At 68.4% G+C, this 25,221-nt stretch carries 22 protein-coding genes; 12 read left to right on the top strand and 10 right to left on the bottom strand.

Going from position 1 to position 25,221, the window contains the following annotated elements; genetic code table 11:
- The first annotated feature begins 1,055 nt into the window (after positions 1-1,055).
- Entirely contained in the window at positions 1,056-2,162 is a 1,107-nt protein-coding gene (locus tag IMT31_RS08670; RefSeq protein ID WP_413542474.1) for a ParB/RepB/Spo0J family partition protein, read from the top strand.
- 117 nt (positions 2,163-2,279) lie between these two features.
- Here IMT31_RS08670 and trxA read toward each other — a convergent pair whose 3' ends face one another.
- From trxA to IMT31_RS08645, 5 genes are all read right to left on the bottom strand, one after another.
- Positions 2,280-2,603, bottom strand: a complete 324-nt coding sequence (gene trxA, locus IMT31_RS08665) for a thioredoxin (protein ID WP_413542473.1) — start codon at positions 2,601-2,603, stop codon at positions 2,280-2,282.
- A 40-nt stretch (positions 2,604-2,643) separates the two neighbouring features.
- Positions 2,644-3,618 carry a thioredoxin-disulfide reductase gene (trxB, locus tag IMT31_RS08660; RefSeq protein WP_345357154.1) on the bottom strand — a complete coding sequence of 325 codons (975 nt, stop codon included), beginning with the start codon at positions 3,616-3,618 and terminating at the stop codon, positions 2,644-2,646.
- 173 nt (positions 3,619-3,791) lie between these two features.
- Positions 3,792-5,711 carry a hypothetical protein gene (locus IMT31_RS08655; RefSeq protein ID WP_413542472.1) on the bottom strand — a complete coding sequence of 640 codons (1,920 nt, stop codon included), beginning with the start codon at positions 5,709-5,711 and terminating at the stop codon, positions 3,792-3,794.
- A 174-nt stretch (positions 5,712-5,885) separates the two neighbouring features.
- Positions 5,886-7,700, bottom strand: a complete 1,815-nt coding sequence (gene murJ / locus IMT31_RS08650) for a murein biosynthesis integral membrane protein MurJ (RefSeq protein WP_413542471.1) — start codon at positions 7,698-7,700, stop codon at positions 5,886-5,888.
- Positions 7,697-8,287, bottom strand: coding sequence for an NUDIX hydrolase (locus IMT31_RS08645; protein WP_345357145.1), 591 nt, complete (start codon positions 8,285-8,287; stop codon positions 7,697-7,699). Before IMT31_RS08645 ends, murJ begins: the two co-directional genes overlap by 4 nt.
- Before the next feature lie 106 nt (positions 8,288-8,393).
- On the opposite strand from IMT31_RS08645, the gene IMT31_RS08640 reads away from it, so the two are divergent.
- Entirely contained in the window at positions 8,394-9,962 is a 1,569-nt protein-coding gene (locus IMT31_RS08640) for an HD domain-containing protein (RefSeq protein WP_413542470.1), read from the top strand.
- Positions 9,963-10,044: 82 nt separating this feature from the next.
- Here the strand turns inward: IMT31_RS08640 and IMT31_RS08635 are convergent, their stop codons facing one another.
- From IMT31_RS08635 to IMT31_RS08620, 4 genes are all read right to left on the bottom strand, one after another.
- Positions 10,045-11,775: a formate--tetrahydrofolate ligase gene (locus tag IMT31_RS08635; RefSeq protein ID WP_413542469.1), complete on the bottom strand. Its 1,731-nt coding sequence runs from the start codon at positions 11,773-11,775 to the stop codon at positions 10,045-10,047.
- Between the two features lie 177 nt (positions 11,776-11,952).
- Entirely contained in the window at positions 11,953-12,114 is a 162-nt protein-coding gene (locus tag IMT31_RS08630) for a hypothetical protein (RefSeq protein WP_413542468.1), read from the bottom strand.
- A gap of 250 nt (positions 12,115-12,364) precedes the next feature.
- Positions 12,365-12,487: a hypothetical protein gene (locus IMT31_RS08625; protein ID WP_413542467.1), complete on the bottom strand. Its 123-nt coding sequence runs from the start codon at positions 12,485-12,487 to the stop codon at positions 12,365-12,367.
- A gap of 317 nt (positions 12,488-12,804) precedes the next feature.
- On the bottom strand, positions 12,805-13,890 hold the full coding sequence (locus IMT31_RS08620; RefSeq protein ID WP_413542466.1) for an inositol-3-phosphate synthase: 1,086 nt from the start codon (positions 13,888-13,890) through the stop codon (positions 12,805-12,807).
- Between the two features lie 235 nt (positions 13,891-14,125).
- Here IMT31_RS08620 and IMT31_RS08615 point away from each other — a divergent pair, with 235 nt between their 5' ends.
- The 6 genes from IMT31_RS08615 to rplI all read left to right on the top strand — a co-directional run bounded on the left by IMT31_RS08615 (position 14,126) and on the right by rplI (position 19,235).
- Positions 14,126-15,709 carry a glycosyltransferase family 87 protein gene (locus tag IMT31_RS08615; protein ID WP_413542465.1) on the top strand — a complete coding sequence of 528 codons (1,584 nt, stop codon included), beginning with the start codon at positions 14,126-14,128 and terminating at the stop codon, positions 15,707-15,709.
- A 24-nt stretch (positions 15,710-15,733) separates the two neighbouring features.
- Entirely contained in the window at positions 15,734-17,125 is a 1,392-nt protein-coding gene (locus IMT31_RS08610) for a M18 family aminopeptidase (RefSeq protein ID WP_413542464.1), read from the top strand.
- A 193-nt stretch (positions 17,126-17,318) separates the two neighbouring features.
- A complete protein-coding gene (gene rpsF, locus IMT31_RS08605; protein ID WP_345357121.1) occupies positions 17,319-17,624 on the top strand; it encodes a 30S ribosomal protein S6 in 306 nt (101 codons plus the stop codon).
- A gap of 87 nt (positions 17,625-17,711) precedes the next feature.
- Positions 17,712-18,299 carry a single-stranded DNA-binding protein gene (locus IMT31_RS08600; RefSeq protein WP_345357118.1) on the top strand — a complete coding sequence of 196 codons (588 nt, stop codon included), beginning with the start codon at positions 17,712-17,714 and terminating at the stop codon, positions 18,297-18,299.
- Positions 18,300-18,499: 200 nt separating this feature from the next.
- Positions 18,500-18,739: a 30S ribosomal protein S18 gene (gene rpsR / locus IMT31_RS08595; RefSeq protein WP_345357115.1), complete on the top strand. Its 240-nt coding sequence runs from the start codon at positions 18,500-18,502 to the stop codon at positions 18,737-18,739.
- Positions 18,740-18,770: 31 nt separating this feature from the next.
- Positions 18,771-19,235: a 50S ribosomal protein L9 gene (gene rplI, locus IMT31_RS08590; protein ID WP_345357112.1), complete on the top strand. Its 465-nt coding sequence runs from the start codon at positions 18,771-18,773 to the stop codon at positions 19,233-19,235.
- 117 nt (positions 19,236-19,352) lie between these two features.
- Here rplI and IMT31_RS08585 read toward each other — a convergent pair whose 3' ends face one another.
- Positions 19,353-19,796 carry a DUF1801 domain-containing protein gene (locus IMT31_RS08585; protein WP_413542463.1) on the bottom strand — a complete coding sequence of 148 codons (444 nt, stop codon included), beginning with the start codon at positions 19,794-19,796 and terminating at the stop codon, positions 19,353-19,355.
- A 626-nt stretch (positions 19,797-20,422) separates the two neighbouring features.
- Here IMT31_RS08585 and dnaB point away from each other — a divergent pair.
- The 4 genes from dnaB to IMT31_RS08565 all read left to right on the top strand — a co-directional run bounded on the left by dnaB (position 20,423) and on the right by IMT31_RS08565 (position 25,200).
- Positions 20,423-21,799, top strand: coding sequence for a replicative DNA helicase (gene dnaB / locus IMT31_RS08580; RefSeq protein ID WP_345357106.1), 1,377 nt, complete (start codon positions 20,423-20,425; stop codon positions 21,797-21,799).
- Between the two features lie 22 nt (positions 21,800-21,821).
- Positions 21,822-22,577 (top strand): M50 family metallopeptidase, encoded by a 756-nt coding sequence (locus IMT31_RS08575; RefSeq protein ID WP_413542462.1) that lies wholly within the window; start codon positions 21,822-21,824, stop codon positions 22,575-22,577.
- A 123-nt stretch (positions 22,578-22,700) separates the two neighbouring features.
- Complete coding sequence (locus IMT31_RS08570; RefSeq protein WP_413542461.1) at positions 22,701-24,818, top strand: FAD-dependent oxidoreductase; 2,118 nt, start codon at positions 22,701-22,703, stop codon at positions 24,816-24,818.
- Positions 24,819-24,876: 58 nt separating this feature from the next.
- Positions 24,877-25,200 (top strand): 4a-hydroxytetrahydrobiopterin dehydratase, encoded by a 324-nt coding sequence (locus IMT31_RS08565; RefSeq protein WP_413542460.1) that lies wholly within the window; start codon positions 24,877-24,879, stop codon positions 25,198-25,200.
- Positions 25,201-25,221: the final 21 nt, after the last annotated feature.

The following is a 25,221-nucleotide window of genomic DNA, read 5'->3' as shown; positions in this document are numbered from 1 at the left end:
AGCGTTTGGTCTGACGCCACTCTGGGATCTGTCCTGAACCCGGCGTGTGGTCATGTCTGGAGATGCGACCGGGGGTCACTTCTCGCTCGCACGCCGGGGTTCGTACCGCCAACAGTTTCACGTGAAACAGAATCCCTTGGTGATGGTGCGGGAGTCTGACGCAGGGTTTGGTCGAAAACCCCCCATGATCTGGGGCCAGGGAGAGAATGGAATTGGTAGCCAGCCTAGAGTGTTCCACGTGAAACAAGAGTGCCGCCCTGGATCACAAGGTGGCAGAGACTGGACCACTGAGCATCAGTACCTGCGAATACTCCCTCTGAGCACCCGGAGCCCTTCCCAGGCGAGGAGCCGTAGGATCGGGGCATGGTCTCCTGTCCAGACATTCACACGTTCTGAGGGTCTGGCGGACCGTACGGTTTGAGTGATCGAGATCTCCCCGCGCGAGAGCTCCACATTGAACGGCGAGCATCCTTCCGCAGGTCTGTCCGGAGGGGGCCTCTATCCGAACCCGGCTGCTGTTTCACGTGAAACAGCAGTAGACTGGGGACCGATGTTGGGCCGTTCTGTAAGGAGTTTGCGTGAAGAAGAACCGTCGAGGTCTGGGCCGTGGGATCGAGGCATTGATTCAGAGCACTGCTCCGGAAGATGACTCAGTGAAAGTCGAAGAGATCGAAGGGCCTGCCGAGCCACAGGTGGAGGACGACTCCGTAGAAGTCGTGGAATCATCCGAATCAGCTAGCTCTTCGACGGATGCGAATCCTCCTACTGGTAACGCCACTCCCACTCCGACGTCCTCCGCTAGCAGGAGCACGGAAAACAAGCCCGAGCTCGAGTCTCGGGAGCTGGCACGTGATGCTGATGCAGAGGCCTCGGAGAACCCTCATACCCCTGACTCAGAATCCGATGAAGATTCGGGTCGGGGTCAGCAGCGACGGCGGGATCTGACCAGCCGGTATCTCAGCGGCCGGCCCGCTGCCAGCGGTTCAACGGCCGTTCCACGTGAAACGCGCCGACCAGTCGACGTCTTCTTCCCGGATCGCCGCGCGGGCGAGGAGGTGGACCTCGTCGGGGCTGACACCGGTCACCGCCGTCCTCGGACGCGACCGAACATGCCCTCCCTTCAGTCGGCTTCTCCAGTCAAGGGGTCACCGGCGAAGGGGCCGACGTCAGAGGACGTGGAAGCAGCCGGAGATCAACCTCTGACGGTGGATGAAGGGGCCCACACCCCAGCCCCCACCTCGGCCCCGGCTTCGGCCCCCACCTCGTCCCGACGGAACCCGCGGGCCGCTGTTCCTGAGCGCTCCGGAGAGATGGCGGAGGAATCCGGACGCCTGATGGGCTCGGCCGGCAATGCCGAACTTCGGTCGGTTGCGGTCGCTGACATCCACCCGAACCCGCGTCAGCCGCGAGACGTGTTCGATGAGGATGATATGGAGGAGCTGGTCTCCTCCATCAGTCAGGTGGGAGTGCTTCAGCCCATTGTCGTACGGCAGGTGGAAGGCCCCTCCCCGTATGAGTTGGTGATGGGTGAACGCCGCTGGCGGGCCAGCCAACAGGCCGGACTCACAGAGATCCCGGCCATCGTGCGCCATACGGCGGATACCGATCTGCTTCGGGATGCCCTGTTGGAGAACCTGCACCGTAGTCAGCTCAACCCCTTGGAGGAGGCCGCTGCGTACGAGCAGCTGCTGGAGGACTTCAATTGCACCCAGGATGAGCTGTCCACAAGGATCGGTCGCTCCCGGCCGCAGATCACCAATACCCTTCGCCTCCTGAGGCTCCCCCCGCTCGTCCAGCGGAGGGTGGCTTCGGGGGTGCTCTCGGCTGGTCACGCCAGGGCGCTGTTGTCCTTGGTTGATCCGGCCGAGATGGAGAAGCTGGCACAGAAGGTGGTCTCCGAGGGTCTGTCCGTCCGAGCCACTGAGGAACTGGTGTCCCTGCAGGACGGCGTGCGGCAGACGAAGCCCCAGTCCCGGGCCAAGCGGAATGATCGTCATGAGCGGTTGGACTACCTCGCGAACTCGCTGACGGACCGGCTGGACACCACGGTGAAGATCACGCTTGGTGCTCGCAAGGGGAAGATCGCGATCGACTTCGCCTCGGTGGATGACCTCAATCGGATTATGGACCTGATGGGTCAGTCACAGGCAACATCGGAGTAGACGGTGTACAAGGTATAGGGCCTGTGAGCGATTCCTGATGACAGGTCCTAAATGAATGATGGCCCCGATCCCATGGGATCGGGGCCATCATTCATCTACTGCCTCAGCGGCAAAGGCTCACTTGAGGTACTCGGCGAACTCCGTCTCCAGGACCTGCTTCGGCTTGGCTCCGATGGAGGTGGCGACCTTCTCGCCACCCTGGAACACCATGACCGCCGGGATGCTGGTGATGCCATAGGTGGAGGCTGCCTGTGGGTTGTCATCCACGTTGAGCTTGGCCACGGTGATCTTCTCCGAGTGCTCGGTGGCCATCTCCTCCAGGACGGGGCTGAGCATGCGGCAGGGGCCGCACCACTCCGCCCAGAAGTCGACGAGGACCGGCTTGTCCGAGTTCAGGACCTTTTCCTGGAAGTCCTGGTCGGTAACGTCAATAGTGCTCATGGTTCCTCCTGATGGGGTTGATCGGGTGTGCGAACGGGGGCTAGACGGCGCTGGCCGCCAGCTCCTTGATGTCCGCGAGGTAGTGCTCCACGTCCTGTGCGGCGATGCAGCCACTGCCGGCTGCGGTGATCGCCTGCCGGTAGGTCGGGTCGGTGACGTCGCCAGCGGCGAACACACCTGGCAGAGAGGTCCGGCTGCTGGGGTGCTCCACGCGGACCGTCCCATCCGGGTTCAACTCGAGCTGGTCTTTGACGAGGGTGGTCCGGGGATCGGAGCCGATGGCCACGAAGAGACCGGTGACATCCAAGGTGGACTCCTCGCCGGTCTTCAGGTTTCGGAGGCTCAGGGTCTTGAGCTTGTCCTCGCCCTGCATCCCGGTCACCTCGGTGTCCCAGACGAAGCGGATCTTCTCATGACCCAAGGCGCGGTCCGCCATGGTCTTGGAGGCACGGAGTTCGTCACGTCGATGGATGACGGTCACCGTGGAGGCGAACTTGGTGAGGAACAGCGCCTCCTCCATGGCCGAGTCACCGCCACCGGCCACGGCGATGTTCTGGTCTCGGAAGAAGAATCCGTCACACGTGGCGCACCAGCTCACGCCGTGTCCGGAGAATCGCTTCTCACCCTCGACTCCGAGCTCGCGGTAGGCCGAGCCCGTGGACAGGATCACGGAGTGGGCCCGGTACACCGTGCCGTTGCCGAGGGTGACGACCTTGGGGGTGGCGTGGAGATCCACCTCCGTGACGTCCTCGTACTGGACCTCTGCGCCGAAGCGGGTGGCCTGCTGCTCCAGGTGGGACATGAGCTCTGGCCCGAGGATCCCCTCAGGGAAGCCGGGAAAGTTCTCGACGTCCGTGGTGTTCATGAGTTCGCCGCCAGCGGTGACGGAGCCGGCGATCACGAGCGGGTTCAGATTGGCGCGAGCCGCGTAGATGGCGGCGGTATAGCCTGCCGGACCCGATCCGATGATGACGACGTCCCGGACGGCGTCGGTGGACTCTACAGCCTCGGTCACGGTGTTTCCTTCACGGTAGGCAATGGGGACTCTGATGGATGGAACACCCCCCGGGAAGAACCTATTCCAAGCGGGCTCGCTCCGGTCCGGTGCCGACCACCATCCTAGGCGGGCCGCTGCCGTGCTGCCTCCGCCGGTTCCGCCAGACGGATCCACGGGGCCGGGAGGTACCGCTACTCGACCGTGACCTCCGCGATCCGTAGGCCGTAGGGCAGGTTGCCGGAGGCGTTGGACAGCTGTGGCAGTTCGGTGAAGTTGATGATCACGTACTGCGCCTCCGCCGGTCCGCCCTCCTGGGCCGGGACGGGCACGCTGACCTCTGGCCCCGTGAAGGACCCCTCCGCGATCTGGGTGGCGCCCTCCAGGTCAGGTGAGTCGTTGAGCAGGACCGAGAATGAACCGCCGCTGCCGTTGTTCTGGGCGATGTCCACCTGGGAGATCCCACTGGGCTCCTCCAGCTCCAGGACCAGGGCCATGTTGGAGGCGTAGCCGCCGAAGGCCGGCTGGGCGAAGGAGTAGGGCTGCCAGGCGGTGGCGGGGTTGCCGTCCACCGCGTTGGGCAACGTGTTGTCCGTCTCCGCGCTCAGGCCGGGATCGTCCGGGACCACCCGGGTGGCTCCGACGATCACGGGGTCCGGAAGCTGCGAGTCCTGGGCGGCATCCTCGGAAGTGCCCTCGGATGGGGTCCCGGGTGCGCTGGAGGATTCCCCGCCGGCCTCCGGACTGCGGTTGTTGCCGAGGATGTTGAAGGCGAAGACCGCACCGAGGATCAGGAGCAGGACCAGGATCCCGCCGACCAGCCAGCGGGCACCGGTGGGCTTGTCCTCATCGTCCTCCTCATAGTTCTCCTCGTCCTCGTCATAGTCCTCGTCGAAGTCCGAGTAGTCGGATCCATCAGAAGCGTGGTCGCCGTGGTGCGGCCCGGCGGCGGGGGCCGTCCCTCCGGACGTACCTCCCGCAGCGGCGGCAGCCGCAGCCCCGCCGGCCCCTCCGGCCACGGCACCGGCCGCCATGCCGGCATTCACATCGCGGTCATGCTCGGGCTCATCGTCCCAGAGGGTGACCTTGGGCCGGTCCGCAGCGCGCTGCTGGCGGTCCTTCTCCGGCCGGGGGCTGTGGCGTCCGACGGGCGGGGGGACTGCGGCGGCCGTGGGGGTCTCGTCCGTCTCCGGGCCCTGGTCCTTCGGCTGAGCCAGGCCCTGGTCCCTGCGTTCGTCCTCCGTCTGGTCGGCATTCTTCTGGTCGGCACTCGTCACTGGGGCCGTGTCTGGGGCCCGGTCGGCAACCGGGTCCGGTTCAGGTTCGGACTCCCGGACCTGTGGGGAGGGGTCCTCCGGCGAGGCTCCCTGACCCTGCTCGACCGTCACCTCGTCGTGGGCACCGGTCCACTCGTCGTCATGGACGGTCTGTGGCAGCGGCTGATCGTTCTCCCGGCGGTCCGAGGAACGGTACGGATCCTGCTCGCCGGGCGAGCCGGCGTCGTGCTCCTGGCTGTTGTGGGCGGCGGAACCCGCGGCACCCGCGGCGCCCACGGCCCCGGCGGCGGCCCCACCGGCCACGGCGTCCTTGGCAGCGTCCTCGGAACCGATCCGTTGGCTCAGCCGATCGGAGATGCCGCGGAGGAACTTGGGGCGGCGCTTCTCCGACTCCTCCTCCACGAAGCCGTCATCCAGGTCCTCGTAGTACTCCTCGTCATCCTCGTAGACGTGGGGCTCGTACGTGCGGGCCTCGCCGAAGATCTCGGACCCGAGGGTATCCGTGTAGAACGGCTCCACGTAGACCTGCTGTTCGCGGGTCATGTCCAACAGCTCGTCAGCGGCCGGGTTGCCACCGGCAATGAGGTAGGTGCGGCCCTCGCTCAGGCCGAGGTCGAGGACCTGGACGGTGCCCTGACGCTCACCGGTGGCGAGCTCGCGGGCCGAGGCCGCCACCTGGGAGGCGTGGGCGGCGGAGGCCACCAGGATGGAGACGTCGCGATTGAGGACCTGGTCACGGCCGTCCAGCACCATGTCCTGATCGGCGGACGTCAGCACATGTCCGGTGACGAGGTAGCGGCCTCCGAGGACCATCCCCTCTTCAATGGGCTGTGACACGGTGCTCCTCCAGGTCGATGGCCCGGATCCGTGGACTCGTGGTGGCCGTCCGGGTGGACGGTGGTGCCTCTGCCGGCATTGGCTGGCCACGGACGGGCCGGGGTGCGGTCGGGACCATGCTACGGCCGTCAGCGCGTTGTCCAGCGGTGAACCGCCGAACGGAACCGCAGGAAATTACCGGGCCAGCCCGGGAATCCGGCGTGCCAGGGGCCCCAGGAAGTCGGCCAACTCGGGCAGGCGCATGGCCCGCAGGAGCAGGAAGTACACCAGCCCCATCACCAGCCCCACCACGGTACAGCTCACCAGTGAGGTGAAGATCGAGTCCCAGGGGAAGCCGCCCGAGTAGCCGCCCATCAGCCAGAGGACCAGGGCTCCGGCGGCGCCGGACAGCAGGGCGGCCACCCCGGTGCGGATATAGGTGTCCAGCACGTGGCCGGACCCGTAGTCGCCGAAGTGACGGCGGACCAGGACGTGCATCCACACGAACTGGACGATGTGCAGGAGGGTGAAGACCGAGACCATCAGATAGGCCATGGACCAGGCCGGCATGAAGATCGAGGCCACGTAGGCGATGACCAGGGTGCAGCCGGCGATCCCGACCTGGACGAACATGGGGATCCGGGCGTTCTCCGAGGCGTAGAACAACCGCGTGAGATAGATGTGGGCGGAGCGGAAGGGCATGCCCAGCGCGAGCAGGATCAGCAACTGCCCGATCGCCACACCGGAGGCGGTGGCGGTGGCCGAGGAACCGCCGAAGATACGCCCGAGGGGCCCGGCCAGCACGAGGATCGCCACCATGGCGAACATCATCGGCACAGCGAAGCTACGCAGGCCCCGGCCCACGGTGGCCAGGGCCCCGGGAAGGTCCTGGCGGTGTAGTGAACGGGTCAGCTGGTTGAACAGCACGGTGGCCAGGGACAGCACGAACACGGAGTGTGGCAGCACCGTGATCAGTTGGGCCGTGTTCAGGGCGTAGAGGCCGGGGATCGAAGCCTCGACGGCGGCCGGGTCCAGTCCCTCGAAGGGCCCTCCGGCCCCAGCGGCCTCGCCGATGGAGCTGCGCGCCTCGGTGGCACCGGAGACCAGGCGGGCGACGAGCAGGTTGATGACATTGCCGGCCATCATGGTGACCAGGGTGTAGCCGGCGAGCTTGCCGGTGGACCGCAGACCCATGCCCTTCCAACCGAACTTCGGCCGCAACCCCAGGCCGAGCCGGCTGAGCGGGACGAACAGCACGAGGGCCTGCACCACGATGCCCAGGGTGTGCCCACCGGCCAACAGCACGGTCTGGGCCGTGCTCCACTCGGCAAGCTGATCTCCGCCCGCCTGGTAGGAGCCGAACATCACCAGGTACAGGCCGATCACGCCGATCGCCACCACGTTGTTGGCCACGGGGGCCCACATGTAGGCACCGAAGCGGCCGTTGGCGTTGAGGACCTGCCCGATCACCGCATACACGCCGTAGAAGAAGATCTGCGGGAACGTCCAGAGGGCGAAGGCAGTGCCCAGGGCGAGCATCGGCTCCGACCAGTTGCTCGTGAGCGCCACCATGATGGGCATCGCTGCCACGGTTACCACGAGGGTGGCGCCGGCCATCACCAGCACGGCCAGGGTGATCAGCCGGGAGGTGTAGTCGGAGCCGCGGTCCGGGGCCCGGGCGGCCTTGATGAGCTGCGGGACCAGCACCACGTTGAACACGCCGCCGGCCAGCAGCATGTAGATGATGTTCGGGATGGTGTTGGCGGACTCGAAGATGTCCGCGGCCATGGCCGTGGAGCCGATGGCCACGGCGAGCAGGGCCGTGCGGACGAAGCCGAGGATGCGGGAGACCAGGGTGCCGGCGGCCATGACAGCGCTGGACTTCGCGGTGCTGTCCCGGACGGCGGCGGAGGTGTCGGCGCCGGAGGTGTTGCCGCCAATCGGCGCACCGGTGCCCTGGCCGCGGCCCGGGGTGTCCGGCGTCGCGGTGGTGGGGTCCTTCGCCGTCACCGCGCGGAATCCGGCAGGTCCGGAAAACCGTCCTCGTGCCCGGGCAGCACGTCCCGGGCCAGGTCCACGATCCGCCGTTCGTTCGGGAAGGAGAGCTTGGCGTTCAGCACGTCCAGGCCCACCCAGGCGACGTCCACGGCCTCATGGTCCGGATCATTCTCCGTGGTCAGCTCGCCCCCGGTGGCCTGCAGCAGGTAGTGGTGCACGGTCTTGTGCACGCGGTGGCTGGACACCGTGAACCAGTAGTCGATGGAACCGAGGGAGGCCAGGATGTCCCCGGCGATGCCGGTCTCCTCCTCCACCTCGCGGATGGCCGCCTCTCCGTGCGTCTCCTCGCCCTCGGGGTGGCCCTTCGGCAGGCACCATTCCAGGCGGCCGCCGCGGTTGTAACGGGCGATGATGGCGACCTCGAGCCGGCCGCCCACCTTGCGCACCACCAGGCCGCCTGCGGAGACCTCCTCCACGGTGGGCAGGGATCCCTGCGGGATCTCCCCAGAACCCGGGGCCCCGGGTCGCCGCGGCACACGCCGGCCCACCGATGCGGTGAGCGGGGTGCGCTTGGGAGCGCTCGGAACGGGATGAGCCATGCATTCCACTGTAGCGGGCCGAACCGGAACCGCATGGCGGCGGCACCCCCGGGCGGAAGCCGATGGTCCTCAGGAGAGGCCGGGATCTGGCACCCTTTAACACACGATGAATCCCTCTGCCACGACCCCGCCCCCCTCCGGCACGCCCGCCCCCGAGCTGGTGGCTCTCCCCGTCGGGTTCCCGACCGGTGCCGGGCTGCCCCCGGTGGTGCTCGAGCTGGGCCGGCTCTTCGAGGACGCCGGACACGAACTGGCCCTGGTAGGTGGCCCGGTGCGTGACCTGTTCCTGGGCCGAGTGTCCCCGGACCTGGACTTCACCACGGACGCCGACCCGGACACCACCCTGAAGATCGCCCGGCGGTGGGCGGACGCGCACTGGGACATCGGGAAGAAGTTCGGCACCATCGGCTTCAGCAAGGGCGGCTGGCAGCTCGAGGTCACCACCTATCGGGCGGAACAGTACGACGCCGACTCCCGCAAGCCCCAGGTGGCGTTCGGGGACACCTTGGAAGGCGACCTGCTGCGCCGTGACTTCACCGTCAACGCCATGGCCATCCGCCTGCCCTCCCTGCAGCTCGTTGACCTGCACGGCGGCGTCAAGGACCTGGCGGCCGGCCGGCTACGCACCCCGGGCACCCCCGAGGAGTCCTTCTCCGATGACCCGCTGCGGATGATGCGCGCCGCGCGCTTCGCCTCCCAGTTGGGGATCGGCGTGGACGAGACCGTGACTGCGGCCATGACGGCGATGGCCGAGCGGATCACCATCATCTCCGCTGAGCGCGTCCGGGAGGAGCTGGTCAAGCTCGTCAACGGCGCCCACCCCCGCGCCGGCCTCAACCTCCTGGTGGACACCGGTCTGGCGGGCCATGTGCTGCCCGAACTGCCGGCCCTGAAACTGGAGACGGACGAACACCACCGGCACAAGGACGTCTACGAACACTCCCTGACGGTGATGGAACAGGCGATGGAGCATGAGTACCCGGCGGAGCTGGAGGAGCGCTGGAGTGCGGAGCACCCGGCCGCAGCGGACGGCGAGGCGGATGCGGAACCCTTCGCGCCGCCGTCGGGCACCTATGTCCCCGCCCCGGACTTCGTCCTGCGCTTCGCGGCCCTGATGCACGACGTCGGCAAGCCGGCCACCCGGCGTTTCGAGCCGAACGGGGCGGTCACCTTCCGGCACCACGATGTGGTGGGGGCGAAGCTGGTCAAGCAGCGGATGCGGGCGCTGAAGTTCGACAACGACACGATCAAGGCCGTGGCCCGGCTGGTGGAGCTGCACATGCGGTTCTACGGCTACGGGGATGCCGGCTGGACCGACTCGGCCGTGCGCCGGTATGTCACGGACGCCGGCCCCGTGCTGCCGCGGCTGCACGCCCTGACCCGCTCCGATGTGACCACGCGCAACCGCCGCAAGGCCGACCGGCTGGCCTTCGCCTATGACGACCTGGAACGGCGCATGACGGAGATTGCCGCGAAGGAGGAGCTCGAGGCCGTCCGCCCGGACCTGGACGGGAAGCAGGTCATGGCGATCCTCGGGATACGCCCGGGGCCCGTGGTCGGCCGGGCCTACCAACATCTGCTGGAATGGCGGTTGGACGAGGGCACTCACGGCGAGGACGAGGCAACGGCCGAGCTGTTGCGCTGGTGGGCCGAGCAGCCGGAATCATCCTCCTGACCCCCGGTTATGAGCACGCCTAGCGTCGAGACACGCCGGGTGGAGCCACCCACAAGCGTGCTCGTAACCCGGGTGGTGGGGATCAGAACAGCCCGGTGACGTGGCCGGAGGAGTCCACGTCCATGGAATCGGCCGCGGGCGTGCGGGGCAGCCCGGGCATGGTCATGACGGACCCGGTCAGGGCCACCACGAATCCCGCACCGGGGCGCAGCGCCAGATCGCGCACCGTGACGATGAAGCCCTCGGGGGCCCCGAGCACCGCGGGATCGTCCGTGAACGAGTACTGGGTCTTGGCCATGCAGACCGGCAGGTGGTCCCATCCCTCCGCCACCAGCTGGTCCAGCTGGTACCGGGCCGCTGGCGTGTACTCCACCCCGGCGCCGCCGTAGATCTGCGTCACCACGGTCTCGATCCGCTCGGCCACCGTCATGTCATCGGTCCACAGTGAATGCCAGCCGGACTCCTCCTCCTCGGCGGGCAGGACCTCCACGAGCCGCCGGGCCACCTTCAGCGCGCCCTCGCCGCCGCGGGCCCAGACATCGGCCACCGCGGCGGGGACGCCCCGGCGGGCACACCAGCCGGTCAGCCAGTCCAGTTCGGCCTCGGTGTCCTGCGGGAAGCGGTTGACCGCCACCACCACCGGCACACCGTAGGCCGCCATGTTCTCGAGGTGCCGGGCCAGGTTCGCCACCCCGGCCTCCAGTGCCTCCAGAGATGGCTGATCCCCGTGCTCGGCACCGGTGTCCAGGTCCTCCGGGGACATGCCGCCGTTGAGTTTCAAGGCCCGGACCGTGGCCACGATGACGGTGGCAGCCGGTGGGAATCCTCCGGCCACCGCCGTGATGTCCATGAACTTCTGCCCGCCCAGGTCCGCCCCGAAGCCTGCCTCGGTGACCACCACGTCAGCCAGTCTCCGGGCCGTGTTGGTGGCGGTGATCGAGTTGGCACCGTGCGCGATGTTGGCGAAGGGCCCCCCGTGGACGAAGGCGGCGGAACCGCCCAGGGTCTGGACCAGGTTGGGTTTCAGGGCGTCCTTGAGCAGCACGGCCATGGCCCCCTGGGCGCCGTGCAGCCCCAGGTCACCCACCGTCACCGGTTGGCGATCGTAGGTCCGGCCGATGATGATCCTCGAGAGGCGCTCCTTGAGATCCTCCAGGCCGGTGGCCAGACAGAACACGGCCATGGTCTCCGTGGCCACCGTGATCTCGAAGCCGGATTCCCGGGGCACGGACTCGGTGCGGCCGCCCAGCCCGATGATCGTCTGGCGGAGGGAGCGGTCGTTGGTGTCCAGTGCCCGCTTGAGGGCGATGGTCCGAGGGTCGATCCGGAGTTCGTTGCCCCGGTGCAGGTGGTTGTCCACCAGGGCGCAGAGCAGGTTGTGGGCCGAGGTGATGGCGTGGAAGTCGCCCGTGAAGTGCAGGTTGATGTTCTCCATGGGCACCACCTGGGCGTATCCGCCGCCCGTGGCCCCGCCCTTCATCCCGAAGACCGGGCCGAGGGAGGGTTCCCGCAGGGCGGCCATCGCCGTCTTGCCGGCCCAGGCGTCCGGGGCGTCGTCGGCGCGGGCGAGGAGGTTGAGTCCGTCCGTCAGGCCCACGGTGACGGTCGACTTCCCCTCGCCGGCCGGCGTCGGATTGGTCCCGGTGACGAGCACGACCCGGCCGTTCTGGCCCGGTCCTGCCAGGCTGGCGGTGTCCACCTTGGCCATGTGGTGGCCGTAGGGAATGAGCGCCTCTGCGGGGATTCCGGCCCGGTGGGCGACGTCGGCCACCGGCTCGAGTGTGGCTGCTGCGGAGATCTCGGCGTCGTTCATGGGGTGATCCTCGCACGGCCCCAGCCGGGCGGGGAATGGGTCATCGGACCCGGATCTGCCCTCCTGTGGCGGGACTGGAAGCCGGACAGACCACTGGAGGTCGATGAATGACCCGAGACCCCGGGGATCCGGGAATCTGGGTCACCCATCGACCTCCAGCGGGGGCGGAGCGGGTGATCACCGCAGGTGGATGATGAAATTCGGCGGCAACGGGATGTCGTCCCGGCTCGGGGACCGTTCCTGGTCAGGCAGAAAGGGTGCCGGGCGGAAGATGGTCCCGAAGCGCTGCTTGCAGGACCGCCTGCGCGGGGTACCCGGGTCATGGGAGTGCTCGCTCACGTGCTGTCACCCCCTCTCCACGGTCGAGGGGGTCCGGACAGGGACGCAGGGAGGACCGCCGGGGTGCCGGCGGCCAGGACAGGGTGTTCGGGGGTGTTTCTGATGACGGACATGGCTGGGGTGGTCCCTCGGTTGGGATGCCTCAGCGATGGGTCAGCGGCTGGAGTGGGAAGTCCACCGGACCACCAAGGTGGTCAGGCTGACGGTCCTACTCTGCGGTGTACCCGGACGAGGTCCGGGTCTCGGCTGCTCAGCTGCGTGCGTTCAGCGCGGAGGCGGGGATGGACTGATTGATGGCAGCGACTCCTGGATACGCCAGGTGGACGCCGGACGCGGCGGTGTCGCCGTTCGCGAAGTCATGCTGGATAGTCATCAATTTCCCCACCTCCTTCAGATGAGTCAGTCCGCCGATGCAGAGCGGAAAAGCCGATAAGGAAGCGCGCAGAGATCCCAGAGGATCTCGGGCACTCGAAGAGAATAGCAGGGCTGCGTGATCTGGAACACCCCCTACTGAGGGGTAGTTTCTGCCGTTGGCCGCGTGGGGGTCACCTGAGGGGTGCCGGGGCCAGGGCTCCCATGCCCGTTGTCCGGCCACGGTCAATCTGGAGGTCGAATCCGGCCCGATTACTCACCGGTAGCGCCGAGAAATGGGCCGGATTCGACCTCCAGTTGAGAAGGCGAAGGAGGGGTCTAGCGTTCGATCTCGCCGCGGATGAAGGCCTCCACGAGCTCATGGGCCACGTCGTCGTGATGCTGGACCGGCGGGGACTTCATGAAGTAGCTGGAGGCCGAGAGGATGGGGCCGCCGACCCCGCGGTCCAGGGCGATCTTGGCGGCGCGGACGGCGTCGATGATCACGCCGGCGGAGTTCGGGGAGTCCCAGACCTCCAGCTTGTACTCCAGGGAGACGGGGGCGTCGCCGAAGTTGCGGCCCTCGAGGCGGACGAAGGCCCACTTGCGGTCGTCCAGCCAGGACACGTAGTCCGAGGGGCCGATGTGCACGTCATCCGCGCCCAGCACGGCCGAGGTGTTCGAGGTGACGGCCTGGGTCTTGGAGATCTTCTTGGACTCCAGGCGCTCGCGTTCGAGCATGTTCTTGAAGTCCATGTTGCCGCCCACGTTCAACTGGTAGGTGCGGTCCAGGGTGACCCCGCGGTCCTCGAACAGCTTGGCCATGACGCGGTGGGTGATGGTGGCGCCGATCTGCGACTTGATGTCATCGCCCACGATCGGCACACCGGCCGCGGTGAACTTCTCCGCCCAGGCGGGGGTTCCGGCGATGAAGACGGGCAGGGCGTTGACGAAGCCGACCTTCGAATCGATCGCGGCCTGCGCGTAGAACTTCGCGGCATCCTCGGAGCCCACCGGCAGATAGCAGACGAGCACATCCGCCTGCGTGTCCTTCAGGACCTGGGCCACGTCGACCGGCTCGGCGCCGGACTCCTCGATGGTCTCGCGGTAGTACTTGCCGAGCCCGTCCAGGGTGGGACCACGCTGGACCGTCACGCCGGTGGCCGGGACGTCGGCGATCTTGATGGTGTTGTTCTCGGAGGCGGTCAGGGCCTCGGAGAGCTCCACGCCGACCTTCTTCGCGTCCACGTCGAAGGCGGCCACGAACTCGAGGTCCGAGACGTGGTACCCGCCGAACTGCACGTGCATCAGACCGGGGACCTGTTCGTCCGCGGAGGCGTTGCGGTAGTACTCCACCCCCTGGATCAGCGAGGTGGCGCAGTTGCCCACGCCCGCAATGGCCACACGAATCGGGTTCTTCGACACCGGTACTCCTTGTTGTGCTGACAGTCCTGGGGCCGCACGCCGGGCGCGGCGGACTCCGGTCCCGAAGGCTCGGGACGAAAACGTTGTTGGGTGCCGTGGACCCGAGCGGGCTCGGCACAACCCCATCCACTTTACGCCGGATGACGGCCGCAGACGGCATCCATGTCCAACCACCCGCGTCCGGGCCGTATTCCCGGGGCGTCTGGCAGGCCCTGCCGCTCCTAGGATGGTCACCATGAGCCTGCGCACCCCGGGGAGAACCATCAGGCCCGACGCCGGCGCCCCCCTCCCAGCCTCCGTCCCGTCCCGCGCGGACGGGCTCGTGCGCCGGATGCGTGAGCTGCTGGGCGGCCCGGCGGGCCGGCACACGGTGCCCGGCCGGACCGGCGGATCCTTCTGGACCCCGATGCGCGTGCTGATCGCGCTCACCACCCTCTCGGCCGTCGTCGCCGTGCTGTTGAAGTCCCCGTGCCGGCTGAACGGCTGGGGCCAGCCCACGGTCTATTACGCGGGGTGCTACTCGGACTGGTCCGCGCTGTACGGCGGACGCGGGTTCGCCGAGGACCCCTTCGCCCCGTTCGCCGCCGGGGCGAGCTTCGAGTACCCGGTGCTGATGTCCGTGGTGGCCTCGATCGCGGCGGTGATCTCCCGGATGCTGCCATTGGCGGACCTCAATCCCTCCCTGGCCTACTGGGACGTGAACTTCGTCTTCACCGCCATGCTGTGGATCGTCACCGTGGTGGTCACGGCGAAGTCCGCAGGGCGGCGGCCCTGGGATGCGCTCATGGTGGCCGTGGCCCCGGGGATCATCCTCGCCGGATCCGTGAACTGGGACCTCTGGGCCGTGGGGCTGCTTGCCGTGGGGATGTGGCTCTTCGGCGGACGCAAGCCCCTGTGGGCGGGCATCCTCTTCGGCCTGGGGGCGGCCATGAAGCTCTACCCCTTGCTGATCCTGGGGGCACTGCTCATCCTGGCCGTGCGCTCTCTGCGGTGGGCGCCGTTCCTGTGGGCGGCCCTGGGCACCGTGGCCGCCTGGCTCGCGGTCAACCTGCCGATGATGATCGGCAACCCCGCGGCGTGGAGCGTGTTCTTCACGTTCTCCGGCGAACGCGGACCGGGGCTGTCCTCCATCTGGCACGCCTGGAACGTGACCATGGAGAAGGTCGGTGGGCCGACCATCGCCGCCGAGCAGCTGTCCCTGCTGGCCTACGGCGCCTTCTTCCTGTGCTGCTGCGCCGTGTTCGTCCTCGGGGTGACGTGCCGCTACCGGCCCCGGGTGGCCCACCTGGCGTTCCTGATCGTGGCGGCCTTCGTGCTGTGCAACAAGGTGTACTCACCCCAGTTCGTCATCTGGCTCGTGCCCCTGGCAGCGTTGGCCGTCCCCCGCTGGCGGGACTTCCTGATCTGGCAGTTCCTCGAGGTGCTGCACTTCTGGGCCATCTGGATGTACCTCGCCAAGGGCGCCTCCGGCTCCGAGGTCCAGCACTCCATGGATGACACCTTCTACGTGCTGGCGATCCTGGGCCACATGGCCGCCACCGTGTACCTCATGGTCCGCGTGGTGGAGCAGATGCTCCATCCGGAGGGGGACCAGGTGCGGGCCTCCCTGCCGGGGGGCCGGATCTGGCGCCACGGCAACGCCGGACAGGGACGGGTGCAGGCGGCGGCCCGGTTGAAGGCCCTGGGCTACGCGCCGGAGGAGGCGGAGAGGCTCCCCGTGGATGACCCGCTGGGCGGTGACTATGACGATGCCCCCGACCGCGCCCCGTGGTTGGTGCGCGCCCACGCGGAGGCGGGACACGCACCGGGACGGCCCTGACGCCCAGCCCAGTACGGTAGGCACATGACCGAACTGTCCCCCCACCTGCAGGACCTGTCCGACTTCGTGATGGCCAGCCCCTCGAGCTACCACGCCGCCGCCGAGGCCGCCCGTCGGCTGGAGGCCGTGGGCTTCGCGCGAGTCGACGAGCGGCTGGACCTCCCCTCGGCGCCGGGCGGGTACGTCCTGGTGCGTGACGGTGCGGTGATGGCCTGGCGGATTCCCGACGACGGCCGGCAGCAGGGTGCCCGGGGCGCCGACGGCTCGGTGCCGGTGTTCCGGATCCTCGGCGCCCACACCGATTCGCCGACGTTCAAGCTCAAGCCGAACCCCTCGACCTCCCGGGAGGGATGGCGGCAGGCGGGTGTGGAGGTCTACGGTGGCCCGCTGCTGAACTCCTGGCTGGACCGTGAGCTCTGTTTCGCCGGGCGGCTCGTGACGGCCGACGGCCGGGAGCACCTGGTCCGGACGGGGCCGATCGCCCGCTTCCCGCAGCTGGCCATCCACCTGGACCGGGAGGTCAACAACGGCCTGACGCTGGACCGGCAGAGGCACCTGAACCCCATCTGGGGTGCGGAGACGGCGGGGACCGCCGGTTCCAGCGCCGAGGGGGTGGGTGACGAGGCCACCGAGGTCACTGACATCCTGGCCGTCCTCGCGGCCACCGCGGGTCTGGAGCCGGACGCTGTGGCGGGGGCCGACGTCGTGATGGCGGACACGCAGGCTCCCGGACTGTTCGGCGGCGCCGGGGAGTTCTTCGCCTCCGGGCGGCTGGACAACCTGTCCTCCGTGCATGCGGGCGTGGTCGCGATGGAACAGCTGGTCACCGGTGCCGGCGCCGGCAGGGTGGCGGACGGGATGGCCGGTGAGTCCGCCGGCGCGCCGGTGATCCCCGTGCTGGCGGCCTTCGACCACGAGGAGCTCGGCTCGGCATCCCGGTCCGGAGCGGCTGGGCCGGTGTTGGAGGACGTGCTGCGCCGGGTGCTGGTGGCCCTCGGTGTGGAGGGGCAGGGTGCGGCCCGTTCCTTCGCCGGGTCCTGGCTGCTCTCCGCCGATGCCGGGCATCTGGTCCATCCCAACTACTCCGAGCGCCACGATCCCGTGAACCATCCACGGCCGAACGGCGGACCGTTGCTGAAGATCAACGCCAATCAGCGCTACTCCACGGATGCCGCCGGGGCCGCTGCCTTCGCCCGCTGGTGCGGGGTGGCCGGGGTGCCGTTCCAGGAGTTCGTCTCCAACAACACGGTGCCCTGCGGATCCACGATCGGGCCGATCTCCGCCACGCGGCTGGGCATCCGCACCGTGGACGTGGGCATCGGCCTGCTGTCCATGCACTCGGCCCGTGAGATGTGCGGCGCCGGGGACCCGGCACGGCTGACCGGGGCCGTGGGAGCCTTCTACTCCGGGGTCTGACAGTCCGCCACTGCACAGCGGCCGCGGTCCGCGGGATGGTCCACAGGTCCGATTGGGTGCCGTGGCCCGGCAGCGGGTAAGATGACTAAGGTTTTCTGCGTGCCGTCCCAAGACGGGTCCGCGCAGGGGACATCGCACAGAACCTCCTGTTACGGAAATACCGTGACCGTCAGCCCAAAGGAGGTGGGTTCGCATGCGTGCATATGAACTGATGGTGCTGGTTGATCCCGAAGTGGATGAGCGCACCGTAGAACCGACCCTGCAGAAGTACCTGGAGGTCGTCACCAAGGACGGCGGCTCCGTGGACTCCTTCGATCTCTGGGGCCGGCGCCGCCTGTCCTACGAGATCCAGAAGAAGGCCGAGGCCATCTACGCGGTCATCAACTTCACCAGCTCCCCGGAGACCTCCAAGGAACTGGACCGTCTGCTGGGCCTGAACGAGATCATCCTCCGCACCAAGATCATCCGCCCGGAAGAGCAGAAGATCTCCGCAGAGTAATCACCGTGTGGGCACCCTCGGGGCGCCGCACCACCACGCCGATATCACCGCCGAGCAGCACTGACTCAAGGCACTACAGGAGGCACCATGGCCGGAGAAACCGTCATCACCGTCGTCGGAAACCTCACGTCTGACCCGGAACTGCGGTTCACCCCCTCGGGTGCTGCCGTGGCCAACTTCACCATCGCCTCCACGCCGCGGACGTTCGACCGCCAGGCCAATGAGTGGAAGGACGGGGAGACCCTGTTCCTCCGCGCGTCGATCTGGCGCGAGGCGGCCGAGAATGTGGCCGAGTCGCTGACCAAGGGCGCCCGCGTGGTGGCCCAGGGCCGGCTGAAGGCCCGGAGCTACGAGACCCGAGAGGGCGAGAAGCGGACGAGCTACGAGCTGGACGTCGATGAAGTCGGTCCCTCGCTGCGCTACGCCACCGCCAAGGTCACCAAGTCCAACCGCTCCGGCGGAGGCGGCTTCGGTGGCAACTCGGGTGGCGGCGGCTTCGGCGGCGGCCAGGGTGGCGGTCAGGGCGGTGGCTTCAATCAGGGTGGCGGCGGCCAGGGCGGCGGAAACGCCGGCTGGGGCGCCGGAGGCGGCGGCCAGCAGAACGATCCGTGGGGTGGTTCCTCCACCTCCGCTGGTTCCTGGGACACCCCGGGGAACAACGAACCGCCGTTCTGATCCCGTAGTACTCCAACCACACCGACACATCCGGGACTGGTGTCTCACCAGTTCCCTCCCGGCCCCTGGCGCCCTCGGGCACCGACCGGCCGAACGCCGTGTAGGAACCGTTTCCCGCACGGCTCGCAGGTGGAACCCCACCCGCGATCCCATCCCGCAGAACCGTTCTGCGGGCTCCCGAATGACGAAGGAGCACCACGATGGCGAAGGCTGAAATCCGTAAGCCCAAACCAAAGTCCAACCCGCTGAAGGCCGCTGACATCACCGTCATCGACTACAAGGACGTTGCACTGCTGCGCAAGTTCATCTCCGACCGCGGCAAGATCCGCGCGCGTCGCGTGACCGGCGTGACCGTGCAGGAGCAGCGCAAGATCGCCCAGGCCGTCAAGAACGCCCGTGAGGTTGCCCTGCTTCCTTACTCCGGCGCTGGCCGCGGCTGATCGACCGAGTCGAGGAAGGAACAGATACCAGATGGCAAAGCTCATTCTGACCCAGGAAGTGACTGGCCTGGGCTCCGCCGGTGACGTCGTCGACGTCAAGAACGGCTACGCCCGCAACTACCTGCTGCCGCGCGGTTTCGCGACCACGTGGAGCAAGGGTGGGGAGAAGCAGGTCGAGTCGATCAAGGCTGCCCGCGAGATCCGCGCCGTGAAGTCGCTTGAGGAGGCCCAGGCCCTGGCAGCGCAGCTCCAGGCGTCGCCGGTCCGCCTCGAGGTCACCGCCGGTGAGGGCGGTCGCCTGTTCGGCGCCGTCAAGGCCGCCGACGTGGCCGCTGCCGTGGAGGCCGCTGGCCTCGGCAGCATCGACAAGCGCGTGGTGACCCTGCCGACCGCCATCAAGGCGACCGGCCGGTTCCAGGCTCATGCCCGACTGCAGGAGGATGTCCTGGCCGTGATCGACCTGGACGTCGTCGCTGCCAAGGCCGCCAAGAAGTAGGCATACCGGCTGAGGCGGCGTTATCGCCCACCTCGGCCCACCTGACGAAGGCCGGCTGCTTCCCCCAGGGGAGGCGGCCGGCCTTCGGCTGTCCGGGGCCCCGCCCTGGTGGGTGCCTCAGCGGCCCTGGACAGGGGGCTGGTGGAGTTCCTCGGTCACGTAGCGGTATCCGGTCCGGATGAGCTGCTCGAGGACCTCGGTGTCCACATCCGCGAGCTTGTTGACGTAGAGGCATGCCTTGCCCATGCGGTGCTTTCCCAGCCGCTCCAGGAGGGCGGTGGCCTCCGGCTGCATGGTCAGTCCGTAGAGGGACAGACTGGTCTTCCGGGGCGAGAACCCGGCCGCGAGGGCATCTCCACTGTGCCCGCTGGCGTACTCGTAGTGATACGCGCCGTAGCCCACCATGCTGGGCCCCCACATCCGTGGCTCCTGGCCCGTGACCCGGCGGAACATCTCGTCCAGGACCTCCGCGTCGGCCCGGCGGACGGGGTGGTCCACCCGGGATATGAACTCATCGACGGGGACCTCGGTGGGTTGCGTGGTGATCTCATGGCCGGTCATGTCCCTATCATTTCAGTCCCTCTGGTCAGAGGGAATGTGAAACCGCCGCCGAATGAATACCCGGTGAACGCCACACGGACGTGACGGATGTGACAAGCCGGGTGCGGTCCAGGCCGGAGGGTGGCCGGAATGAGCGCGGACATGGCATACAACCGAGGGTACAAACCCTGTGGACAGCCTGTGGATAAGTCTGAAAGGTGCCCGGGCTGCATTGCTCAAGGCGGGCCGGCGATGGTACGTACGCCAGAGTAATCCCCAAGGGAATTCTCTTGAATCCACAGCCACCGAATCACAAAAGACCATGTCAAACAGGATATGTGGATAAAACGCGGGGGTAATCCTCCGAGTTGTCCCCACGCTGTGCACACAACACGCCGGGGAATCCACACCTTATCCACAGGGCTTGTGGAACACGCGGTTGAGGAGGGTCCTGCCGGCGAGTAGTGTCTCGTGGTATCCCCTTCAGGCGGGTCCGGGTATTGGCCGCGGTTTCGCGGCGCACATCCGGCACTTCACGTCTGCGGAATCCGCCGCCTCAGCACTGTCTGAGACGGCGGATTCCACTGGGGTCATCGCACCGCGAGGAGTTGCCGGGCCGTCCGGTTACGGGAGAGGGAATCAAGTACTTGGCATCACAGGATTTTGATTCCACCGACGGCGCCGGTGGCTCGCGGGCCGGACTCCTCCCCCCACAGGATCTCGTCGCCGAACAGTCGGTACTCGGCGGCATGATGCTGTCCAAGGACGCCATTGCGGATGTGGTGGAGCTGCTGCGCGGCAACGACTTCTACCGTCCCGCCCACGAGATGGTCTACGAGGCCATCATCGACCTGTACGGCCGCGGGGAACCCGCCGATGCCGTCACCGTGGCGGACCTGCTGAACAAGCGCCAGGAACTCTCACGGATCGGGGGACCGGCCGTCCTGCACGAGCTGGTCCAGTCCGTCCCCACGGCTGCCAACGCCGGTTTCTATGCCGAGATCGTCCGCGAGAAGGGCGTGTTGCGCCGCCTGGTGACGGCCGGGACCAAGATCGTCCAGATGGGCTACGGCCAGGACGGCGAGGTCGAGGAGATCGTCAACGAGGCGCAGGCGGAGATCTACAAGGTCGCCGAGACCCGCCAGTCCGAGGACTACGTGCCCCTGTCCGGGATCCTCGAGCACACGGTGGACGAGATCGAGGCGGCCGGCTCCCAGGGCGAGGGGATGACCGGCGTGCCGACCGGCTTCTACGAGTTCGACGAGCTGACCCAGGGTCTGCACGGCGGCCAGATGATCGTCATCGCCGCCCGCCCGGCGGTGGGCAAGTCCACCCTGGCGCTGGACTTCGCCCGTGCTGCCGCCATCAAGAACAACATGACCGCCGTGTTCTTCTCGCTCGAGATGGGCAAGAACGAGATCGCCATGCGCCTGCTCTCGGCCGAGGCCACGATCGCCCTGCAGGACCTGCGCAAGGGCACCATCCGGGATGAGCAGTGGTCCAAGATCGCCGCGACCGTGGGCCGGCTGAACGACTCCCCGTTCTTCATCGACGACTCCCCGAACATGTCCATGATGGAGATCCGCGCCAAGTGCCGGCGCCTGAAGCAGAAGCACGATCTCAAGCTCGTGATCCTGGACTACCTGCAGCTGATGAGCTCCGGCAAGAAGGTCGAGTCCCGCCAGCAGGAGGTGGCCGAGTTCTCGCGTGCCCTCAAGCTGCTGGCCAAGGAGCTCGAGGTCCCGGTGATCGCCCTGTCCCAGCTGAACCGTGGCTCCGAGCAGCGCACGGACAAGAAGCCCCAGATCTCGGACCTGCGCGAGTCCGGCTCGATCGAGCAGGACGCGGACATGGTCATCCTGCTGCACCGCGAGGACATCTATGACAAGGAGTCACCGCGCGCCGGCGAGGCCGACCTGATCGTGGCCAAGCACCGCAACGGTCCCACCAAGACCATCGTGCTCGGGTTCCAGGGGCACTACTCGCGGTTCTCCAACATGGCGCCGGACGCCGGCGGATTCTGACGGGCGCCGCATGGCACCCAGGGTGGCACCACCCGTGAACGGGGTGGGCGAGGTTGCGGCGGATCTGTGGGAGCGGGCCACCGCTACCCACGCGCCTTTGGACCTGCCGCTGGTGCTGGGCTTGGCCGTGGCAGCGCTCCTGTTGGCCTGGAGCCCCTGGGGCTACCGCTTGGTGCGGCACCTGGTGACGCTGGTCCACGAGGCCGGGCATGCGCTGGTGGCCGTCCTCGCCGGTCGGCGGCTCAGCGGCATCCGACTGCACTCGGACACCTCCGGGGTGACCCTCTCGCGCGGCCGGCCGCGAGGACCCGGCATGGTCCTGACATTGGCCGCCGGCTACCCGGCGCCCGCTCTCGCCGGGCTGGCCGGCGCCTGGCTGGTGGGGGCCGGATACGCGGCTGGCAGTCTGTGGTTGCTGGTCCTCACCTGCGTGCTGATGCTGCTGCTGATCCGCAACCTCTACGGACTCTGGGTGGTCCTGGTGACCGGGGCGGCCGTGGGCGTGCTGTCCTGGGCCGCCTCCCCGGTGGCGGTCCAGTCCGCGGCCTACCTGGTGGTGCTGTCCCTGCTGTTGGCCGCGCCCCGCTCGGTGGTCGAGATGCAGCGTGCGCGACGCCGGCCCGGGCGCCTGGGCGGCGGCCGCTCGGGCTGTGCGCCCGTCAGTGACGCCGACCAGTTGGCCGGGTTGACCGGGCTGCCCGCCGGACTGTGGACGGGCGTGTTCTGGCTGCTCTGCCTGGCGTGCCTGGGCGTGGGGGGATGGATACTGTGGCCCTGAGAATCCCCGTGGCCGGCGCCACGGGACACCTGGGCCGCCACCTCGTGAGGGAGCTGACCTCGGCAGAGGGGCCCGTCGATGGGCCCTGCCCCCGGTCCCGTCCCGGGACCTAGCATGCGGACCATGAGAATCGTGGTGCTCGGAGCCTCAGGAACCCTCGGAACCCTACTGGTGAGCCGCTTGCGCGCAGACGGCCACGAGGTGGTGGAGGCCAGTCGCTCCACCGGGGTGGACGCCTACACGGGCACGGGCCTGCGGGAGGCGTTCGCCGGGGCAGACGCCGTGATCGACTCGCTCAGCAAGGTCACGCTCAGTGCCGCGACGGCGATCGAGTTCTTCACCACCACGGCAGGCAACATCTGCTCGGAGGCCCGCCGGGCCGGCGTCGGGCATCTGGTCTGCGTCTCCATAGCCGGCGCAGCGGACGGCGAGGTCAACAGGAGGTACGGGTACTACCGGGGCAAGGCGGCGCAGGAGCACGCCTACCGGACCTCCGGGCTTCCGGTGACCCTGATCCACTCGACCCAGTGGTTCGAGCTGGTGCCCCTCATGCTGCAGATGACCACTCTGGGTCCGGTGGCCGTCCTGCCGACCATGCGCATGGCACCCGTGGCTGCGGAGTCGGTGGCGCAGCTGGTGGCGCAGGAGGCCATCCGGACCTCGAGGGAGGCGGAGCGCGGTGGCCGGGAACCCGCGGTGCGCACCGTGGCCATCCGCGGCCCCGAGACCGCGACCGCGGCCGAGGTGGCCAGGCGGATGATCGACGTGCTGGGCTCGGCCGGGGGCAAGGCCCCGCAGCGGATCCTCGAGGTGCCACTGTTCGGGCGCGCGATGGCCGGCGGCGGACTGATCCCGGACGCGGCCGTGGTGGACGGCGTGACCCTGGAGGAGTGGATGGACCGGCAACGTTCGGCGCCCTCGGACCAGGGCGGCCCGGTTGAGGCGCGGGAGGCGGTGCCGTCCCTGGACCCCAGCGCCGAGGGCCTGCACACGGAAGAGGTGCTGGAGGCCTACGACTACGTGATCGTGGGAGCCGGGATGGCCGCCGCGAAGGCCGTGGAGGGGATTCGGGCGGAGGACGGAACCGGCAGCATCGGGGTGTTCGGCGCCGACCCTGCCGCGCCCGTCTACCGGCCGGACCTGTCCAAGACACTGTGGGTGGACCCGGAGGCCACCCTGCAGGGGTCCCTGATGGTCTCCGGACCCCCGGTTCTCGAGGGCGCCCCGGACGAGAACACCCGGTTCCACCTCGGCACCACCGTGGCTGCCCTCACTCCGGACGAGCACTCGATCACCCTGGCCGGGGGCCGCTCCGTCCGGTACGGCCGGCTCCTGCTGGCCACCGGTGCCGAGCCCCGCACCGCCGGCCTCGAGCCCGGCGAGCGGGTCATCTACTACCGGACGGTGGCGGACTACCGGCGGTTGCGGGAGCTCGCGACACCCGGTGCCCACGTGGTGGTGGTCGGCGGCGGATACATCGGCTCGGAGATGGCCGCCGTGCTCACCCAGAACTCGGTCCGGGTGACCCTGGTGGTCACGGGAGAGCCGCTGCTGACCCAGATGTTCCCCGCCGCCCTGGCCCGCACCGTCACGCAGGAGTTCCGGGACCGCGGCGTCGAGATCGTCGAGGGCCGTCTGGCCGGCGGGACCGAGCGGGCGGATGGGGTGGACGTCCGCCTCGAGGACGGGACGCGGATCGCAGCGGACGCGGCCGTCGTCGGGGTGGGGGTGGAGCCCCGCACGGAGCTGGCGCAGGCCGCCGGGCTGGCCGTGGAGGACGGGGTGCTGGTGGACGAGCACCTGCGCACCGGCGCGCACAGCGTCTACGCCGCCGGGGACGTGGCCCGTTATCCGGACCGGCTCCTCGGGATCCGGCGCGTGGAGCATGCCGCTGCCGCGGAGACCATGGGCAAGATCGCCGGGCGCAACATGGCCGGGGCCGGCAGGCCGTACCGGACCACCCCGTTCTTCTGGTCCGACCTGTTCGATTACGGCTACGAGGCCGTGGGCGAGTTGGACACCCGGCACACCATGGTGGAGGACTGGGCGGTGGGTGAGGACGGGGAACCGGATCACTCCACGGGCGTGGTCTACTACCTCAACCACCTGGGCGCGGTGCGCGGGGTGCTGCTGTGGAACGTGTGGGACTCGGTGAAGCTGGCCCGCGAGGTGATCGGGCGGACCGCGGAGGAGCCGGTGACTGAACCGGAATCGCTGAAGGGGAGCATCCCGCTGGGGTGACCCCGGGGGTGACGCCTGGGGGTGGTCAGGGCACGGGGGCCGGCGGGAGGATGGTTCCATGAGCGAATCGAAGCCAGACCCGAAGAAGACCCTGACGTCCGACGAGATCGCCGAGGCCGGACTGGACGGCTGGACCGAGGACGGCGGCACGCTGACCGCCACCTTCGCCACGAAGTCCTTCGCCACCGGACTGGAGCTCGTCAACCTCATCGGTGCCTCCGCCGAGGAGAACAACCACCACCCGGACCTGCTGCTGACCTACCCCTCCGTGCAGGTCACCTGGTCCAGCCATGACGTCGGCGGCATCACCAGCCGAGACGTGCGTCTGGCGCGGGCCACCACCGAGCATGCGGAGGGTCTGGGCATCTCGGTGGCCGGATGACGGGACGCCGTGGCCGGTGGG

Origin of the sequence: Citricoccus nitrophenolicus (assembly GCF_047305825.1) — a bacterium.
Taxonomy (GTDB): domain Bacteria; phylum Actinomycetota; class Actinomycetes; order Actinomycetales; family Micrococcaceae; genus Citricoccus; species Citricoccus nitrophenolicus.
The sequence above is the reverse complement of the archived record's forward strand: the minus strand, read 5'-3'. Positions and strand labels throughout refer to the sequence as shown.

What these genes read in the sequence shown, in the direction of transcription:
- trxA (WP_413542473.1), bottom strand. Translation starts at nt 2,603, where the DNA reads ATGAGCACTATTGACGTTACCGACCAGGACTTCCAGGAAAAGGTCCTG.
- IMT31_RS08645 (WP_345357145.1), bottom strand. Translation starts at nt 8,287, where the DNA reads ATGGCTCATCCCGTTCCGAGCGCTCCCAAGCGCACCCCGCTCACCGCA.
- IMT31_RS08640 (WP_413542470.1), top strand. Translation starts at nt 8,394, where the DNA reads ATGAATCCCTCTGCCACGACCCCGCCCCCCTCCGGCACGCCCGCCCCC.
- IMT31_RS08635 (WP_413542469.1), bottom strand. Translation starts at nt 11,775, where the DNA reads ATGAACGACGCCGAGATCTCCGCAGCAGCCACACTCGAGCCGGTGGCC.
- IMT31_RS08625 (WP_413542467.1), bottom strand. Translation starts at nt 12,487, where the DNA reads ATGACTATCCAGCATGACTTCGCGAACGGCGACACCGCCGCGTCCGGC.
- IMT31_RS08615 (WP_413542465.1), top strand. Translation starts at nt 14,126, where the DNA reads ATGAGCCTGCGCACCCCGGGGAGAACCATCAGGCCCGACGCCGGCGCC.
- IMT31_RS08610 (WP_413542464.1), top strand. Translation starts at nt 15,734, where the DNA reads ATGACCGAACTGTCCCCCCACCTGCAGGACCTGTCCGACTTCGTGATG.
- rpsF (WP_345357121.1), top strand. Translation starts at nt 17,319, where the DNA reads ATGCGTGCATATGAACTGATGGTGCTGGTTGATCCCGAAGTGGATGAG.
- IMT31_RS08600 (WP_345357118.1), top strand. Translation starts at nt 17,712, where the DNA reads ATGGCCGGAGAAACCGTCATCACCGTCGTCGGAAACCTCACGTCTGAC.
- rpsR (WP_345357115.1), top strand. Translation starts at nt 18,500, where the DNA reads ATGGCGAAGGCTGAAATCCGTAAGCCCAAACCAAAGTCCAACCCGCTG.
- rplI (WP_345357112.1), top strand. Translation starts at nt 18,771, where the DNA reads ATGGCAAAGCTCATTCTGACCCAGGAAGTGACTGGCCTGGGCTCCGCC.
- IMT31_RS08585 (WP_413542463.1), bottom strand. Translation starts at nt 19,796, where the DNA reads ATGACCGGCCATGAGATCACCACGCAACCCACCGAGGTCCCCGTCGAT.
- IMT31_RS08570 (WP_413542461.1), top strand. Translation starts at nt 22,701, where the DNA reads ATGAGAATCGTGGTGCTCGGAGCCTCAGGAACCCTCGGAACCCTACTG.
- IMT31_RS08565 (WP_413542460.1), top strand. Translation starts at nt 24,877, where the DNA reads ATGAGCGAATCGAAGCCAGACCCGAAGAAGACCCTGACGTCCGACGAG.